At 66.6% G+C, this 17,662-nt stretch carries 15 protein-coding genes; 12 read left to right on the top strand and 3 right to left on the bottom strand.

Annotated elements, in window-relative coordinates:
* Window positions 1–45: 45 nt before the first annotated feature.
* A complete protein-coding gene (locus tag C7401_RS14220; RefSeq protein ID WP_112172017.1) occupies window positions 46–759 on the top strand; it encodes a response regulator in 714 nt (237 codons plus the stop codon).
* A gap of 37 nt (window positions 760–796) precedes the next feature.
* On the opposite strand, the gene C7401_RS14215 is transcribed toward C7401_RS14220, so the two are convergent.
* Window positions 797–1,882 carry an AI-2E family transporter gene (locus C7401_RS14215; protein WP_112172016.1) on the bottom strand — a complete coding sequence of 362 codons (1,086 nt, stop codon included), beginning with the start codon at window positions 1,880–1,882 and terminating at the stop codon, window positions 797–799.
* A gap of 76 nt (window positions 1,883–1,958) precedes the next feature.
* Window positions 1,959–4,850 (bottom strand): excinuclease ABC subunit UvrA, encoded by a 2,892-nt coding sequence (gene uvrA / locus C7401_RS14210; RefSeq protein WP_112172015.1) that lies wholly within the window; start codon window positions 4,848–4,850, stop codon window positions 1,959–1,961.
* Between the two features lie 228 nt (window positions 4,851–5,078).
* On the opposite strand from uvrA, the gene C7401_RS14205 reads away from it, so the two are divergent.
* The 6 genes from C7401_RS14205 (at window position 5,079) to C7401_RS14180 (ending at window position 11,841) form a co-directional block, all read left to right on the top strand.
* Complete coding sequence (locus tag C7401_RS14205) at window positions 5,079–6,284, top strand: MFS transporter (RefSeq protein WP_372460511.1); 1,206 nt, start codon at window positions 5,079–5,081, stop codon at window positions 6,282–6,284.
* Between the two features lie 136 nt (window positions 6,285–6,420).
* On the top strand, window positions 6,421–6,960 hold the full coding sequence (locus tag C7401_RS14200; RefSeq protein WP_112172013.1) for a single-stranded DNA-binding protein: 540 nt from the start codon (window positions 6,421–6,423) through the stop codon (window positions 6,958–6,960).
* Between the two features lie 332 nt (window positions 6,961–7,292).
* On the top strand, window positions 7,293–8,960 hold the full coding sequence (gene hcp / locus C7401_RS14195) for a hydroxylamine reductase (RefSeq protein ID WP_112172012.1): 1,668 nt from the start codon (window positions 7,293–7,295) through the stop codon (window positions 8,958–8,960).
* Window positions 8,961–8,977: 17 nt separating this feature from the next.
* The gene (locus C7401_RS14190) at window positions 8,978–10,045 is read left to right on the top strand and encodes a 2Fe-2S iron-sulfur cluster binding domain-containing protein (protein ID WP_112172011.1); all 1,068 of its coding nucleotides are present in this window, start codon (window positions 8,978–8,980) and stop codon (window positions 10,043–10,045) included.
* A gap of 159 nt (window positions 10,046–10,204) precedes the next feature.
* Entirely contained in the window at window positions 10,205–10,873 is a 669-nt protein-coding gene (locus C7401_RS14185; RefSeq protein WP_112172126.1) for a helix-turn-helix transcriptional regulator, read from the top strand.
* Window positions 10,870–11,841 (top strand): threo-3-hydroxy-L-aspartate ammonia-lyase, encoded by a 972-nt coding sequence (locus tag C7401_RS14180; protein WP_112172010.1) that lies wholly within the window; start codon window positions 10,870–10,872, stop codon window positions 11,839–11,841. The genes C7401_RS14185 and C7401_RS14180 overlap by 4 nt, the downstream gene beginning before the upstream one ends.
* A gap of 38 nt (window positions 11,842–11,879) precedes the next feature.
* Here C7401_RS14180 and C7401_RS14175 read toward each other — a convergent pair whose 3' ends face one another.
* Window positions 11,880–12,764 (bottom strand): LysR family transcriptional regulator, encoded by an 885-nt coding sequence (locus tag C7401_RS14175; RefSeq protein ID WP_112172009.1) that lies wholly within the window; start codon window positions 12,762–12,764, stop codon window positions 11,880–11,882.
* 125 nt (window positions 12,765–12,889) lie between these two features.
* On the opposite strand from C7401_RS14175, the gene C7401_RS14170 reads away from it, so the two are divergent.
* From C7401_RS14170 to C7401_RS14150, 5 genes are all read left to right on the top strand, one after another.
* The gene (locus C7401_RS14170; protein WP_112172008.1) at window positions 12,890–14,200 is read left to right on the top strand and encodes an MFS transporter; all 1,311 of its coding nucleotides are present in this window, start codon (window positions 12,890–12,892) and stop codon (window positions 14,198–14,200) included.
* Between the two features lie 276 nt (window positions 14,201–14,476).
* The gene (locus tag C7401_RS14165; protein ID WP_112172007.1) at window positions 14,477–15,118 is read left to right on the top strand and encodes a response regulator; all 642 of its coding nucleotides are present in this window, start codon (window positions 14,477–14,479) and stop codon (window positions 15,116–15,118) included.
* Window positions 15,115–15,912 carry a response regulator gene (locus C7401_RS14160; protein ID WP_258397063.1) on the top strand — a complete coding sequence of 266 codons (798 nt, stop codon included), beginning with the start codon at window positions 15,115–15,117 and terminating at the stop codon, window positions 15,910–15,912. Before C7401_RS14165 ends, C7401_RS14160 begins: the two co-directional genes overlap by 4 nt.
* A gap of 54 nt (window positions 15,913–15,966) precedes the next feature.
* Window positions 15,967–16,650 (top strand): response regulator, encoded by a 684-nt coding sequence (locus C7401_RS14155; protein ID WP_112172005.1) that lies wholly within the window; start codon window positions 15,967–15,969, stop codon window positions 16,648–16,650.
* A 270-nt stretch (window positions 16,651–16,920) separates the two neighbouring features.
* On the top strand, window positions 16,921–17,655 hold the full coding sequence (locus C7401_RS14150; protein WP_112172004.1) for an aquaporin: 735 nt from the start codon (window positions 16,921–16,923) through the stop codon (window positions 17,653–17,655).
* The last annotated feature ends 7 nt before the right edge of the window (window positions 17,656–17,662 follow it).

Genomic DNA, 17,662 nt, shown 5'->3' with positions numbered 1-17,662 from the left:
GAGCGACAACGGAATAAGAAAACGTCGCCACACCCAACCATCCCCATGACCATCCGCATTCTGCTCATCGACGATCACACGCTCTTTCGCTCGGGCGTGAGCGCGCTCTTGCAGCGCCAGCCCGACCTCGAAGTGGTGGGCGAGGCCTCGGACGGCGTAGAGGGCGTCAAGCGCGCGAAGCAGCATGTGCCCGACGTCATCCTGCTCGACCTGAACATGCCGGGCCTCTCGGGCCTCGAAACGCTGCAACTGCTGGTGGAGGACCTGCCCGACACGGCGGTCGTGATGCTCACCGTTTCCGAGGACGCCGACGAACTCACCGCCGCCATGCGCGCGGGCGCGCGCGGCTTCCTGCTCAAGAGCATCGACGCGGACGCGCTGGTGGCTGCGATCCGCAAGGCCGCGAGCGGCCAGCCCGTCATCACCGAGCACATGACGGCCAAGCTCGTCGAGCAGATGCGCAAGCCCGCGCAGCCGCCGGGCGGAGCCGGTGCGGCTGGCACGTCCGGCACGGCTGGTGGAGTGCGCGCGAGCGCCGAGACGCTCACGGCGCGCGAGCGCGACATCGTGCGCGAGCTGGGGCGCGGCGCGAGCAACAAGGAGATCGCGCGCACGCTCGACCTTGCCGAGAGCACGGTGAAGATCCACGTGCGCAACATCCTGCGCAAGCTCAATCTCACGAGCCGCGTGCAGGTGGCGATTTATGCGGTGGGACAGGACGGCATGGCGGGCGCAACGGGCGAGCGGGGCGGCAATTGAGGCCGCCCGCCCGAGCCGGGCGCAGGCGGAAGGCGGCTCAGACGAGCCGCAGATAAATCAGCTCGCGCTTCATATAGGCGTAGAAAATGGGCGCGGCGATCACGCCCTGAATGCCGAACGCGGCTTCCATCACGAGCATCGCGACGAGCAGCTCCCATGTGCGCGCCTCGATCTGGCCGCCCACGATGCGCGCGTTCAGGAAGTATTCGAGCTTGTGGATGACGATGAGGAACGCGAGCGCTGTGACGGCGGCCGGCAGGCTCACGGTGAGCGCGATGGCGACGATCAGCGTGTTCGAGATCAGGTTGCCGATCACGGGCAGCAGGCCCACCACGAAAGTCACCACGACCAGCATCTTCGCGAGCGGCAGCGGCGCGTGAAAGAGCGGCAGCACGAGCAGCAGGAAGAGGCCGGTGAACACCGTGTTGATGGCCGAGATCTTCACCTGGGCGAACACGATGCGGCGGAATGCGTCGGCGAAACGCGAGACGCGCGCGACGAACGCCGTGGAAAGCGGTAGCCGCGTGGCGTTCTTCTGCGCGCCGATGGCGATGATCGCGCCGATGATCATGCCGATCACGATATGCCCGAAAATGCGCGCGGCGTTCTTGCCGCCCTGGCCAAGCTGGGTGGCGTGCTCGTGCATGAGCGCGAGCGCCTTGAGCTTCATCTGGGCGACATCCACCGGCAGATAGGCGGCGATGGATTCAGGAATGCGACTGCGCGCCTGGTCGACGAAGGTCATCATCTGCGCCATGACCTTCTGCACGCTCGGCACGTCGTTCTCGAACTGCTCGATCACGCCCACCGTGAGGCCCGTGAGCACGCCCACGATCACGATGGAGACCAGCACCACCGAAAGCCAGCGCGCGCGGCTGCTCGACATGCGCCGCTCGATGAGCGGCGAGATGGTGTGGACCAGCTGGAAGACGAGCATGCCTGCGAGCAGCGCGCCGAGCAGGTTCAGGTGCAGCACCGCCCACATACCGGCGAGCGCGGCCATATAGCTGCCGATCTCCACTGCCGAAAGCTTCGGCAGGCTCATGTCGCTCGTGAGCCTGACCGGCCTTGGCCGCAGATCGCGCACCTGTTTATCTTCGGTCGCTTCGTTGCGCTTGACCATTTTCGGTGTATTCCGTCCCCAAACCACGGGGACGCAAGCGTCCCCAACCCGTTGTTGCCGCAGCTATTTCTACTGCTTACTTTCCCGAAGCCGTGTCGAGTGCGGCAATCTGGCGCTTGAGCAGCGGCGCGAGATAGCGGCCCGTGAAGCTGGCCTTCGACTTTGCCACCTGTTCGGGCGTCCCCTGGGCCACGATCTGCCCACCGCCCGCGCCGCCTTCCGGTCCCATGTCCACGATCCAGTCGGCGGTTTTGATGACATCGAGATTATGCTCGATGATGACCACCGTGTTGCCCTGATCGCGTAGCCGGTGAATCACTTCCAGCAAAAGTGCGATGTCGTGGAAGTGCAGGCCCGTGGTCGGCTCGTCGAGTATATACAGCGTGCGGCCCGTGTCTCGCTTGGAAAGTTCGAGCGAGAGCTTCACGCGCTGCGCCTCGCCGCCCGACAAGGTCGTTGCCGACTGGCCGAGGCGGATATAGCCCAGGCCCACGTCGAGCAGCGTCTTGAGCTTGCGCGCCACCACCGGCACCGCCTTGAAGAACTCGTAGGCGGATTCCACCGTCATGTCGAGCACTTCGCTGATGTTCCGGCCCTTGTATTGAATCTCCAGCGTCTCGCGGTTGTAGCGCTTGCCGTGGCAGACGTCGCAGGGCACGTACACATCGGGCAGGAAGTGCATTTCCACCTTGAGCACGCCGTCGCCCTGGCAGCTTTCGCAGCGCCCGCCCTTCACGTTGAACGAGAAGCGGCCCGACTCGTAGCCGCGCTCCTTGGCCGCCGGCACGCCCGCGAACAGCTCGCGGATGGGCGTGAAGAGACCCGTGTAGGTGGCCGGATTCGAGCGCGGCGTGCGGCCGATCGGCGACTGGTCGACGTTGATGACCTTGTCGAAGTGCTCCATGCCCTCGATCGCCTCGAACGGAGCCGGTTCCGCCGACGATCCATACAGATGCTGCGACACGGCGTGATACAGCGTGTCGTTGATGAGCGTGGACTTGCCCGAGCCCGAAACGCCCGTCACGCAGGTGAGCAGGCCCACCGGCAGGTCGAGCGTCACGTGCTTGAGGTTGTTGCCGTAGGCTTCGACGATGCGCAGACGCCGCTCGCCGGGCTCGATGCGCTCGTCCGGGTAGTCGATGCGGCGTGCGCCCGAGAGGTACTGGCCCGTCATCGAGGCCGGATCGTGCTCGACTTCAGCCGGCGTGCCCTGCGAAATCACCATGCCGCCGTGCTCGCCCGCGCCCGGCCCCATGTCGACCACGTAATCGGCCATGCGGATCATGTCCTCGTCGTGCTCGACCACGATCACCGAATTGCCGAGGTCGCGCAGATGCTTGAGCGTGGAGATGAGGCGGTCGTTGTCGCGCTGGTGCAGGCCGATGGAGGGCTCGTCGAGCACGTACATCACGCCCGTCAAGCCCGAGCCGATCTGCGAGGCGAGGCGGATGCGCTGCGCCTCGCCGCCCGAAAGCGTTTCGGCGCTGCGTTCGAGCGAGAGATAGTCGAGCCCGACGTTGTTCAGGAACATGAGGCGCGCGACGATCTCCTTGACCACCTTGTCGGCGATCTCGCGCTTCGCGCCTTCGAGGTGCAGCGTCTGGAAGTAGCCGAGCGTGTCGCGCAGCGGCCAGCCGCTCACCTCATAAATGGCGCGCGCTTCTTCGCCCATGCCGATGCGCACGAAGCGCGCTTCGCGGCGCAGGCGCGTGCCTTCGCAGTGCGGGCAGGCCTGATTGTTCTGGTACTTCGAAAGCTCCTCGCGCACGGCGGCCGAGTCGGTCTCGCGGTAGCGGCGTTCGAGATTCGGGATGATCCCTTCGAATACGTGCTCGCGCACCGAAGTGCGGCCGCGCTCGTTGATGTACGAAAACGGGATCTCCTGCTTGCCCGAGCCGTAGAGCAGGATCTTGCGCACCTTCTCCGGCAGGTCTTCGAACGCGGTGTCGATGTCGAAGTCGTAGAACGCCGCGAGACTTTGCAGCATCTGGAAGTAGAACTGGTTGCGCCGGTCCCAGCCCTTCACGGCGCCCGCCGCGAGCGACAGCGACGGGTGCGCCACCACGCGCTTCGGATCGAAGAACGTGATCTGGCCAAGACCGTCGCACTCGGGGCACGCGCCCATCGGGTTGTTGAACGAGAAAAGGCGCGGCTCCAGCTCCGGCAGCGAGTACGAGCAGATCGGGCAGGCGAACTTCGAGCTGTAGAGGTGCTCCTTGTTCGTGTCCATTTCGAGCGCGATGGCGCGGCCGTCGGCCAGACGCAGCGCGGTTTCGAACGACTCCGCGAGGCGCTGCTTCATGTCGGGGCGCACCTTGAGGCGGTCCACCACCACGTCGATGGTGTGGCGCTCGCTCTTCTTGAGCTTGGGCAGCGACTCGACCTCGTAGATCTTCGCTTCCCCTTCGTTGGCCGTGCCGCCGCCCGAGCGCACCCGGAAACGCACGAAACCTTGCGCCTGCATGTCGTCGAAAAGCTCGACGTGCTCGCCCTTGCGGTCCGCGATCACGGGCGCGAGGATCATGAGCTTCGTTTCCTCGGGCAGGGCGAGCGCGGCGTCCACCATCTGCGAGACGCTTTGGGACTCCAGCGGAATCTCGTGGTCCGGGCAGTAGGGCGTGCCGATGCGTGCGTAAAGCAGTCGCAGGTAGTCGTGAATCTCCGTGACGGTGCCGACCGTCGAGCGCGGGTTGTGCGAGGTGGCCTTCTGCTCGATGGAAATAGCCGGCGACAGACCCTCGATCAGGTCCACGTCGGGCTTCTCCATCAGTTGCAGGAACTGACGTGCGTAGGCCGAGAGGCTCTCCACGTAGCGGCGCTGGCCTTCCGCGTAGAGCGTGTCGAACGCCAGCGAGGACTTGCCCGAGCCCGAAAGCCCGGTGATCACCACGAGCTTGTGGCGCGGCAGGTCCAGATTGACGTTCTTCAGGTTGTGGGTTCGGGCCCCACGGATACGGATCTGTTCCATGAACCTGCGGGAGAAAGGGAAACCAAACCTGCTACTATAACGACTTTTCCAGACCGCCGTTACGGCTTGCTGACGGTCTTTGAAAGGGCCCGGAGCGGCAAGTGCAAGGGCCTCGAAAGAGGCGCGTCAGGGAGCGTCCGCCTGGTCCGCGCGTGGTCCGGTTTGGTCCGGTCTTCAACGTGCGGGCAGTTGCGGTCAAAAGCAGCAGCCCAAACCCACAACGCTCCGATGTCCTCCAACTCACCCGCTACTTCCTCACGCATGAGCGCGCCCGAACTGCGCGCGACCGTATCGCTCGCGGCGATCTTCGCGCTGCGCATGCTGGGTCTGTTCATGATCATGCCGGTGTTTTCCGTCTACGCGAAAACCATTCCCGGCGGCGACAACCTCTTGCTGGTCGGTATCGCGCTCGGCGCGTACGGCGTCACGCAGTCGCTCCTCTATATTTTCTACGGCTGGGTGTCGGACATGGTGGGCCGCAAGCCCGTCATCGCCGCCGGTCTCATCATCTTCGCGATCGGCAGTTTCGTCGCGGCCGGCGCGCACGACATGGTGTGGATCATCGTCGGGCGGGTGATTCAGGGCATGGGTGCCGTGTCGTCGGCGGTGCTCGCGTTCATCGCCGACCTGACCGCCGAGGAGCACCGCACCAAGGCCATGGCGATGGTGGGCGGCTCGATCGGCATGTCGTTCGCCGTGGCCATCGTGGGCGCGCCCATCGTGTTCCACTGGCTCGGCATGAGCGGCCTGTTCACGCTGGTCGGCGTGTTCTCGATTCTCGCGGTGGCTGTGGTGATCTGGGTCGTGCCCGACGCGCCCAGCAAGCCCGTGCACGTGCGCGCCCCGTTCGCCGAGGTGCTGCACAACGTCGAACTGCTGCGCCTGAACTTCGGCGTGCTCGTGCTGCACGCCACGCAAACCGCGCTCTTTCTCGTGGTGCCGCGCCTGCTCGTGGATGCGGGCCTGCCGGTCGCCTCGCACTGGAAGATTTACCTGCCCGTCATGGGCCTCGCGTTCGTCCTGATGGTGCCCGCCATCATCGCGGCGGAGAAGCGGGGCAAGATGAAGGCCGTGCTCGTTTCGGCCATCGGTCTTATCCTGATCGGCCAGCTGTTGCTCGGCTCGCTCGCGCATACACTTGTCATTGTGTCGGCCGTGCTGTTCGTGTACTTCCTTGGCTTCAATATTCTGGAAGCGTCGCAGCCCTCGCTGGTTTCCAAGCTCGCGCCGGGCAACCGCAAGGGCGCGGCCACGGGCGTGTACAACACCACGCAGTCGATCGGGCTCGCGCTCGGCGGCGTGGTGGGCGGTTATCTGCTCAAGCACGAGGGCGCGAGCGCGGTGTTTTACGCCTGCTCGGGACTCGTCTTGTGCTGGCTTATAATCGCGGCCAATATGAAGGCGCCGCCCAAGCGGGCCTCAAGTCGAACCTGAGCGAACCAACAACGGTTCACAGCAACGCAATTCGCGGAGGCGGTCCGCGACCGGTGAAGGCGCCTGATACATCGGGCGCTCGCCGGCGCGTACCGCGCGGCCGCTCCTCGCAACGGAATCAAACAGGAGAATATTCATGGCATCCGTGAACAAGGTGATCCTCGTCGGCAACCTCGGCGCCGAGCCGGAAGTGCGCTATCTGCCGAGCGGCGACGCCGTGGCGAACATTCGCCTCGCGACGACCGACCGCTATAAGGACAAGGCGTCCGGCGAGTTCAAGGAAATGACCGAATGGCACCGCGTGGCGTTCTTCGGCCGTCTGGCCGAGATCGTCTCGGAGTACCTGAAGAAGGGCTCGTCGGTGTATATCGAAGGCCGCATCCGCACGCGCAAGTGGCAAGCGCAGGACGGCACCGACCGTTACTCGACGGAAATCGTCGCCGACCAGATGCAGATGCTGGGCGGCCGCAGCGGCGGCGCGTCGGCAGGTAGCGACATGGGCGACGACGGCGGCTACAGCCGCGAACCGTCGGCGCCGCGCGGCGGCGGCCGTGCCGCAGGTGGCAACAGCGGCGGCGGTGCGCCGCGTTCGAGCGGCGGTGGCGCGGGCGGCGGCCGTTCGAGCGCGCCGGCCGGTGGCGGCTTCGACGAGATGGACGACGATATCCCGTTCTAAATCGTCCGAACGAATCTGCCGGACCTGAAGCCCCGGCTCGACCGCATGGTCGAGCCGGGGCTTTTTCATTCGCCGGTGCGCACCAGGTGACTCTGGCAAGCCGGGCGCAATGCGCGATGTACCGCGACCCGCTGCGACGTTTGCGCCCACTTGGGCGTTTGTGCGCCGGAACCGGCGCTTTTTCTGATTTTTGTCACGGCAAAACTCCCGTCGGCGAGTCACCATAAAAAAGATGCATTTAATTTGCATCTTACAAGAGAGCGCAGGTCGATCCCACAGCGTACCAGGCGCTCAGACCATCGCCGTGATCCCCACAAGGAAAGGAGCAAGCCGTGTTTTGCTATCAATGTGAACAGACCGACCGTACCCAGGCCACACCGGGGTGCGCCTCGGCCAAGGGCAACTGCGGCAAGGACGCCACGACCGCCGATCTGCAAGACCTGCTGATTTACGCGGCCAAGGGCATCGCACAGTACGGCGCGCTGGCGCGCAGCCTCGGCAGCCCCGATCGCGAAGCCGATCGTTTCATGCTCTACGCGCTGTTCACGACGCTCACCAATGTCAACTTCAACGCGAGCCGTTTCGTGGCGATGCTGCGCGAGGCCGCCCAGCATCGCGACCGCCTGAAGGCCGGCTGCGCGGCGCTCGCGCTCGCTCAAGGCGTGGCCGTGCAAGAACCGGCAGGCCCCGCGCAATGGCAGCCGGGCAACGATCTCGCCGAACTCCAGGCGCAGGCCGCGCGCGTCGGCATCCAGGCCGGGCTGCCCGCCGTGGGCGAAGACGTCGTGGGCTTGCGCGCGCTCGTGCTCTACGGCTTGAAGGGCGTGTGCGCCTATGCCCATCACGCGCGCGTGCTCGGCTACGAGAGCGAAGAAGTCTATGCGGGCGTGGAGGCGGCGCTGGTGTTTCTCGCGAGCGATCCCACCCAGGCCGGCGACCTGCTCGAACATGCGCTCGCGCTCGGCAACCTCAATCTGAAGGTGATGGAACTGCTCGACGCGGCGAACACGGGCCGCTTCGGCATGCCTGAACCCACCGCCGTGCGCGTGACGCCGGCCGCGGGCAAGGCGATTCTGGTCTCGGGCCACGATCTCGGCGATCTGGAGGCGCTGCTCGAAGCGACCCAGGGTACCGGCGTGCAGGTCTACACGCACGGCGAAATGCTACCCGCCCATGCTTATCCGAAGTTCAAGGCGTATCCGCATCTCGCCGGCAACTACGGCGGCGCCTGGCAGGACCAGCAATCGGACTTCGCGAACTTCCCCGGCCCGATCCTGATGACGTCCAACTGCCTGATCGAGCCGCTGCCGCAGTATCGCCAGCGCATCTTCACGACCGGGCCGGTGGGCTGGGCCGGCGTGCGCCACCTCGAACATCACGCGTTCGCGCCGGTCGTGCAGGCCGCGCTCGCGCTGCCGGGCTTCCGCGAAACGGCGCCCGAGGAAACCATCACGATTGGCTTCGCGCGCAACACGGTGCTCGGCGTGGCGGACAAGGTGATCGACGCTGTGAAGGCCGGCCAGATCCGCCACTTCTTCCTGATCGGCGGCTGCGACGGCGCCGCGCCCGGCCGCAACTACTACACCGAGTTCGCGCAAGGCGCGCCCGACGACACCGTCGTCATGACGCTCGGCTGCAACAAGTACCGCTTCAACCGCCACGAGTTCGGCGACATCGGCGGCATTCCGCGCCTGCTCGATCTCGGCCAGTGCAACGACAGCTACTCCGCGATCCAGATCGCCGTCGCGCTTTCCAAGGCGTTCGACTGCGGCGTGAACGACCTCCCGCTCACGCTCGTGGTGTCGTGGTTCGAGCAGAAGGCCGCGGCAGTGCTGCTCACGCTGCTCGCGCTCGGTCTGCGCAACATCCATCTCGGACCGACGTTGCCGGCCTTCCTCACGCCGAATGTGCTCGACATCCTCGTCAAGCAGTTCGGCATCTCGCCGATCGGCGACGCGCAAGCGGACCTGAACGCGGCGCTCGCCCGCAAGGCCGCCTGAGCGGGGGAGCGAGTGTCATGAGTTATCAGATCGAGCTCACCACGCGCGACGGTCAGGCGTTCGGCTTCGCGTGCGAGCCGGGGCAGGACGTGCTGGCGGCGGCCGCGGCGGCGGACATCACGCTGCCGTCGCAGTGCCGGCGCGGTAGCTGCGGCGCGTGCCATGCCACCGTGACCGAAGGCGCGTATACGCTCGGCGAGCACAGCGCCGACGCGTTACCGGCCGACGAGCCGCGCGCGGTCCTGCTGTGCCGAACGACGCCTTCGGCCGACCTGCGCGTGGCCGCGCCGTACGACCACACGAAGGTGCTGCTCCAGCCGGTGGCGGTGCGCGCGGCGCGCATCGTTGCGCTGGAGACGATCGCCGACGACACGCGCCGCCTCGAACTGCATCTCGAGCCCGACGACGCCAGCGGCAGCGCCGCCGAATTCGAAGCGGGCCAGTTCGTCGAGCTGGCGTTGCCCGAGGGCGGCGTGCGGCGGCCGTTCTCGCTCGCCAACACGAGCAACTGGGAAGGGCGGCTGGAGTTCCTGATCCGGCTGCGGCCGGAGGGCGAATTTTCGGCGTACCTGCGCGAGCGCGCGCAGCCGGGCGACCGGCTCACCGTGCACGGCCCGCAAGGCGGCTTCGGCCTGATCGCCGACAGTCTGCGTCCGCGCTGGTTCGTGGCGGGCGGCACCGGCCTCGCGCCCGTGCTTTCGATGCTGCGCCGCATGGCCGACTACGGCGAGATGAACGATGCGCGGCTTTTCTTCGGCGTGAATCGCGAGAGCGAGCTTTTCATGCTCGACGAACTCGATGCGCTGCGCGCGGCGCTGCCGCAGTTGCATGTCGAGCTTTGCGTGCGCGAGCCGGACGATGCCTGGGAGGGTGCGCACGGCACGCCCGTCGATGCGCTCGCGGCCGGGCTCGCGGCCGTGGCAACGTCGGTGGCAACTTCGGCGGCAACTTCGGTGGCAACGTCGGCGGCGATGCCCGACATCTACGTCTGTGGTCCGCCCGCCATGGTGAGCGCCGCGCAGGCGGTGGCGGCGCGCTCGCGCGTGCCGTCCGCGCAGTTCGTCAGCGAGCGCTTCACCGTTTGAGCGGGGCGCAGCGTCTTGCTTCGTGTTTTTCCCGTGTCAGTGTTGACCTCGCCTTCGGGCGAGGTTTTTTTTCGCGTGCCGGGTGACCCGGCGTGACGCAGCCGACGTGAACCAGAAGCGATTGACATTCAGTCATAAACTGCCAAAATGTCCAATATCATGAAGCTATCCCGTGAAACCTGCTCCGGCCAGCCCGGCGACGAAAACGCGCTGCTCCTGCGCGAGGGGCGCAAGATCGTCGAGGCGCTCGGCCAGACGCTCGCGCCGCTCGTCGAGGTGGTGCTGCACGACCTCACGCGGCCCGAGCATTCGGTTGTGGCGATCGCGAACAACCTGTCGGGTCGCCAGGTGGGCGACGCCGCCACCGAAATGGGCGTCGCGCGCATCACCGACCCCGGTTTTCCCGAGGTCGTGCCGAACTATCCGAATCGCTTTCCCGACGGGCGTCCGGCCAAGAGCACCTCGATCGGGCTGAAAAACAGCGCGGGCGAATACGTCGCGGCGCTCTGCCTGAACATGGACGTGTCTTTGCTCGGCGCGGTGACGGCGGGCCTCGGCCAGCTGATCCAGACCGGCACGGCCGCGCCCGTGTCAGAAACGCTCGCGCCGCGCGGCGCGGGCTGCGTGCGCGAGGCGCTCGAACGCTTCGCCGCCGCGCGCAATACGACGCCCATCGGCATGACGCTCGCCCAACGCCGCGAGGCCGTGCGCGAGCTCGCCTCCGGCGGCCTCCTGAACCTTCGTCATGCGCTCGCCGACGTGGCCGCCACACTCGGCGTCGCGCGCTCGACCGTCTACACCTACCTGCCAGCCGAAGAACGACCATGAGCACTCTGCCTATCACCTTCGAAGACGTCGCCGCCGCCCACGAACGCCTGCGTGGCGTCGCGCACCACACGCCGGTTCTGACCTCGCGCACCGCGAACGAACGCACGGGGGCGCAGCTTTTCTTCAAGTGCGAGAACCTCCAGCGCATGGGTGCGTTCAAGTTTCGCGGCGCGTATAACGCGATTGCGCAGTTCACGCCGGAGCAGAAGGGGGGTGGCGTGATCACGTTCTCGTCGGGCAATCACGCGCAGGCGATTGCGTTGTCGGCACGCCTGCTCGGCGTGAAGGCCGTGATCGTGATGCCGCACGACGCGCCCTCGGTGAAGGTGGAGGCTACGCGCGGCTACGGCGGCGAGATCGTCTTTTACGATCGCTACACCGAGGACCGCGAGGCGCTCGGCCAGCGGCTCGCGGCAGAGCGCGGCCTCACGCTGATTCCGCCCTACGACCATCCGCACGTGATGGCGGGGCAGGGCACGGCCGCGAAAGAGCTGTTCGAGGAAACGGGTGAGCTCGACCTGCTGCTCACGCCGCTCGGCGGCGGCGGGCTGCTGTCGGGCTGCGCCACGGCCGCCCATGCGCTCGCGCCCGCGTGCACCGTGATCGGCGTCGAGCCCGAGGCCGGCAACGACGGCCAGCGCAGTCTGCAAAGCGGCGAGATCGTCCATATCGACACGCCGAAGACGCTCGCCGACGGCGCGCAGACCCAGCACCTCGGCAACTACACCTTCGCGGTGATCCGCGAGCGCGTGAGCGAGATCGTCACGGTGAGCGACGCGGAACTGGTCGAGACGATGAAGTTCTTCGCAAGCCGCATGAAGCTCGTGGTCGAGCCCACGGGTTGTCTCGCGGCGGCGGCGGTGCTGCACGGCAAGGTGGACGTGCGCGGCAAGCGCGTGGGCGTGCTCATCTCGGGCGGCAACGTCGACCTGCTGCGCTTCGCCGAGCTGGTTCAGGCAGCGGGCTAAGCTACCCGGCCGCGCCGCGCCCCGCTGCGCCCGGCGCGTTAGCCCAGCAGTTCGGCAAGCGCCGCGCGCGCGTTCGTCACGTGCGCGGCTTCGCCGGGCCGGGCCGGCAGCAAATGGAATTCGGCCGCGGGCAACACCGGCAATCCGAACGAGGCCGGGCAGGGCATCACCCCTTCGCCGATCGCCGATTCGTTCAGGCACGAGATGCCCAGGCCGGCCTTCAACGCGAGTTGCAGGCCGGCCACGCCCGACGCCGAGTGCGAGATCAGGTACGGCATGCGCGACTCGTCGAGCAGCTTCACCACGCGGCGCTGCAACTGGCAGGTGGCGGGCAGCAGCACGAGCGGCCAGGGCGGCGTGAGCGCGGGCCGCTCGCGCAGCGTTTGCGCCGCGCCGACCCACAGGAGTTTCTCGCGCCGGATCACCGTGCTCGGGCGCGCGCCGCCGGCGCGGCCGCCTTCCTCGACGAGACGCAGCGAGAGTCCGATGTCGAAGGCGTTGCCGTCGGCGGTGCTGTCGATTACGGCGCTGGGCAGCACCGTCACATGCAGGCGCAAACGCGGGTGCTGGCTCGCGAAGCGCCGGATGATTTCGGCCACGTCGTGCGGCCGGTAGTAGTCCGTGATGGCGATACGCACCTCGCCGTCGAGCGTACGCCCGAGCATGTCGTCGAACGCGGCGTCGCACAGCGCCACGATGCGGCGCGCGTGATCGAGCAGCTTCGCGCCGGCCGGCGTGGCCGACATGCCCTGCTTGCTGCGCACGAAAAGCGGCTGGCCCACGCGCTCCTCGAGCTTCTTCAACTGCTCGCTCACCGACGACTGCGAAAGAAACACCCGCTCCGAGCCCGCTGAGACGCTGCCCGCCTCGGTAACGGCGATAAACGTGCGCAACTGCGCGAGGTCGAAACCGCGTGCGTTCATGAACAGTTGTCCTTGCTGGCTTTGACGATTCGGAATTTCCGAATCGATCGATAGGATTTTCCCGCTTTTCCGAAGGATGGTGCGCTTCTACGATGCCCCCAGTCAATCGTTTTCTGGAGGGCGTCATGAGACGCATGGCAGCGCGCGGTGCGACGCATCGCTGGAAGGTGTTAGGGGTGGGCGTGGCGGCCAACGCCAGTTTTGCCGCGGCGCTCGGCGGCATTCCCGCAACCGGGGTGTTGATCCGTTCGGGCTACCACATCGGCACGGCGGAGCTGGGTTTCGTGCTGGGCATGCTCGGGCTCGGCATCGTGCTGAGCGAACTTCCCTGGGGACTCCTGACAGATCGCTGGGGCGACCGGCGCGTGCTGCTCACGGGGCTCACCACCACGGCGCTCGCGCTGCTCGCCATGGCGGCATGGGGCGCGCCGGCAGGCGTCCATGTGCCGGGTCCGAAAGCGCTCGCGGCGGGCCTGCTCGCGCTTGGGCTGCTTGGCGGCAGCGTGAACGGGTCGAGCGGGCGCGCGGTCATGGCGTGGTTCGCCTCGCACGAGCGCGGCCTTGCGATGAGCATCCGTCAAACCGCCGTGCCGGCGGGCGGCGGTCTCGGCGCACTCGTGTTGCCCGCGCTCGCCGAGCATGCGGGCTTCGCGGCTGTGTTTGGCGCGCTCGCCGCGATGTGCGCGGTCTCCGCCGTGCTTACGATCATCTGGCTGCACGAGCCGCCGCGCGAACTCGATGGCGCGCGCGCTCCACAGGCGCAGGCCCAAGCGGAACTCGCCGTTTCGCCGTTGCGCCGCGTGGCGGTGTGGCGGCTCGTGATGGGTATTGGCGTGCTGTGCGTGCCCCAGGTGGCGGTGCTTTCTTTTGCGAGCATTTTCCTGCATGACGTGGGGCATGCGGGTACCGTGGCTGTCAGCGCGACGCTGGCGGCCGTGCAGGGGGGCGCAGCCTTCATGCGCGTTTGGGGCGGACGCTGGACCGACCGCCACGGCAACCGGCGTACCTGGCTGCGCGGCAGCGCGGCGCTCACCGTCGTGCTTTTCGTGCTGCTGGCCGCGCTGACGGCTGTCACGGCGCAGGCGCACCACGCGAGCGGTTGGCTCGTCATGCTGCTCGCGAGTTTGCTCGTGCTGGGCGGCATTGCGGCTTCCGCATGGCACGGCGTGGCGTTCACCGAACTCGCTACGCTCGCGGGCAACGGCCGCGTCGGCAGCGCGCTCGCGATGGGCAATACCGGCGCTTTCCTCGCGTTCTGGGTCGCGCCCTCGGCGATTCCGATGCTGTTGTCGTGGTTCGGGTGGGCCGCCGTCTGGGTTGCGGCCGCCCTGTGCGCGGCGCTGGCGTGGCCTGCCTTTGCCAATCCGCGTGAGCGCAATGGCGTGGAGCATGGCGGCCCGGTGCGCCAGCAGGTCAGGCCGCGAGCCGCCGCTTGATAGCTGGCCGATGGTCGGTCGATAGCCGGTCGATACTGGCGCCCTTCAGATTTATCTCAATCAAAGTTGAGGTGCGCGCAATTTCTCTCGGAAAAGTCGATCAAAATGCATAACACATGCGAAAGGATTACTTAAGATTCATTTAACCTTTCGGAAATCTCCGATTTCGAAGGATGGGATTCAATGGTCAGATAAACGACCTTGCTGACGTTGCGGCTTGCCGGTGCACCTGTGCGGCGCTGGCGTGGCGTCATCCCACCTCAAAGGAGATTCAGTGTGAAGCTACGTGTCGTTCTGGCGGACGATCATCCATTCGTTCTGCTTGGCGTTCGCTCCGCACTCGTCGCCTGCGGCGATATCGAGATCACAGGCGAAGCGTGCGGCGCAAGCGAACTCTTCGAACTGCTCGAAACCGTGCCGTGCGACGTGGTGGTGACCGACCTCAACATGCCCGCGGCCAGCGGCGAGGCCGAAGACGGGCTACGCCTCGTGCGCCGCTTGCGCCATGACTGGCCTGACATTCGCGTGGTCGTGCTGACCAGCGTGGCGAACGCCGCCATCCTGCGCGCGGTGGCGCACACGGGCGTGACCGCCATGCTGCGCAAAAACGAACCGCTGGACGGACTCGCGGGCATCGTGCACGCGGCGGGGCAGGGCACGGCCTGGATCAGCCCGGCCATCGAGCGTGAGCTTGCGAGCGCGGACGGCGGGTCCATCATGCGCGTGCCGCGTTTGACGCCGCGCGAATCGGAGGTGATCCGCAAGTTCGCGGGGGGCAGCTCGATTACCGAAATCGCGCGCGCGCTCGACCGCGACGTGCGCACGGTGAGCCGCCAGAAGCGCGAAGCCATGGCGAAGCTGGGTGTGAGCAACGACGCGGGACTCTTCGCCTTCGTGAGGGCGCACGGACTGTTATGAATCTGCCTTCTTCCCCGCCGGCGCATGGCACTGCCACGCACCTGCCGCCTCTGCGCACCATGCGCGAGAACGACGAGCCGCGTGTCGGCCTGTCCGGCGCGGGCGCCGCCGCGGCACACGAAGCGCCCGATCTCGCGGCACCCGTGCGCGTGATCGTCGCGGACGATCATCCGCTCGTGCTGTACGCACTGGAAAGCCTCCTCGCCAACTATCCAAACCTGCAACTCGTTGCGCGCGCCCAGAGCGTGCCCGAACTCTTCGAAGTCGCGGCGCAGCACAGCTTCGACCTCGTCCTGATGGACCTCTACATGGCGCTGCCCGGCGAAATGGACGGCCCCGAGGCGATCCGCGCGTTTCGCGTCCAGTTTCCGCAGAAGGCCGTCGTCGTGCTGACGATGGAAAACGACGCTTCCGTGTTGCGCAAGACCATCGACCTGGAGGTGAGCGCGGTGCTCAGCAAGCGCGACCGTCTCGACCTCATTCCTGTTGCCATCGTTTCGGCCATGGCGCGCGAGCACTATGTCGGCCCGGTCGTGCGCGACCTGCTTGCGGAGGCGGCGCGTACCGAGCGGCGCGAAGAAGTGCATCGTATCCTCACGCGGCGTGAGTTCGAGGTGCTCACGCACTATGCGAGGGGACTGGGCGTGACGGAAATCGCCGGTTTGCTCGGGCGCAGCGTGAAGACGATCAGCGCGCAGAAGTGCGCCGCCATGAAGAAGCTCGCGCTCGGCAACGACATCGAGCTTTATCGCTTTGCCGTGGAATGCGGCGTGACGCAGGTCGAGCCGGCCTGAGCGCGTGCGTTCATACGCATTCACCCTTCCACTCCATTGCACGCAGATTCTTTCATGCCTGGCAGCCACGGGGTTCGAAAGGAGGATTCGCGCGCGGCGAGCCCCTTGCGCGTGATCGTTGCTGACGACCACGCATGTGTGCGGCTCGGCGTGGCGAACCTGCTGCGCGCAACGGCGTGGGCCGTCGTTGTCGCCGAAGCGGACGACACGCTTGCGCTCGTCACACAGCTCGACCAGGTCGACTGCGACGTCATCGTCACGGATCTCTGCATGCCGGGTCTCGACGGCGAATACAGCTCGCTTGCCGTGTTGCGGCGCCTCGCTCGCGCCCCGTGTGCGCCGGCGATCGTCGTCCTGACCATGGTGTCGACGCCGCAGATTCTGACCGGCTTGCTGCATCACGGGATCGACGCGATTGTCGACAAGCGCGACACGGCACTTGCGCTTCTTCCCGCACTCGCTGCGGTGCGCGCCCGTGCACCGTTTCTGTCAGAGCGCGTGCACGAAGTGCTGGCGCTGGCCGGCGCGGCGTGCGCACCCTGCGCGGGTGTGCCGAGTGCGCGCGAGTGGGAGGTTTTCCAGCTTTACGCGCAGGGCCTGTCCATCCGTCAGATCGCACACCGGCTCGAACGCAGCGGCAAAACCATCAGCGCGCAAAAGCGCAGCGTGATGCGCAAGCTCGGCCTCGCCACCGAACGAGACCTCATCCGTTTCACGACACAGGTCGGGCTCACGTGATTCACGTGCGAACCTGATGCGTTTCAGATTTTTCCGTCGCCCGGCGGATTTTCCCTTCCATCGTTCAAAGCAATATCCGGCGCGTTTTAAGAGTTGTCCTATCTGATTGCCGAGATCGTCTCCCCATAATTTCTAGCTCGACGCGCGGTCCGTCAGATATTGCCGCTCCGGCAATGCGATCGATGAGCGCGCCAGTCGGAAAAGGTGTAGCGAGCCAGCAACCGGTCCGACGGCATCCGCGCGAATTCCTGATGGACACGGAGAAGAACGATGAAGCTCGGTAAGCGTTTGGCGGTCGAGGGCGCGGGCACCGCATGGCTCGTGTTCACGGGCTGCGCGGCTACGGTGCTCAGCGCGAGCCTGCCGGCGCAGGGCTGCAACGTGCTCGAAATGGCCGCCGCATTCGGTTTCGCGCTGACGGTAGCGAGTTACGCGGCCGACCGCGCGGCGAGCGCGCACTTCAATCCGGCGGTCACGATCGGCTATGCGATTTCGCGGCGCTTTCCCGTGCGCGAGGTCGGGCCGTATATCGCGGCGCAGACCATCGGCGCTATTGTCGGCGCCGCGTTGCTCATACGCGTCGCGAGCGGGCGGCCGGGTTTTTCCGTCGCGGTTTCCGATTTCGGCAGCAACGGCTATGACGATCATTCGCCGAGCGAGTACACCCTCGCCGCCGTGTTCGTGCTCGAACTGGCCGTGACTTTCGCGTTTGTCTTCGTGCAGTTGCTGATGTCGAGCACGGCTGCGCGTCGCAAGGCGGCGCCGATCGCGGCAGGCGTATGCCTCGCCGCCATTTATCTGGTGGCCATTCCGGTGAGCAACGGCGGCTCGAATCCCGCGCGCTCGACCGGCCCGGCGCTTTTCGTCGGCGAGTGGGCGCTCGACCAGCTTTGGCTCTTCTGGGCGGCGCCGCTGTTGGGAGGCGCCGCGGCCGGCGTCGTGTACCGGTTGGTGAGCCGCCAACAATCCCATGTCTTATCCGCGCCGCTGCGCGACGGCGTCTGAATGCCCC

This window comes from Paraburkholderia unamae (genome assembly GCF_003268775.1).
In the GTDB taxonomy this organism is placed as follows: domain Bacteria; phylum Pseudomonadota; class Gammaproteobacteria; order Burkholderiales; family Burkholderiaceae; genus Paraburkholderia; species Paraburkholderia unamae.
The sequence above is the reverse complement of the archived record's forward strand: the minus strand, read 5'-3'. Positions and strand labels throughout refer to the sequence as shown.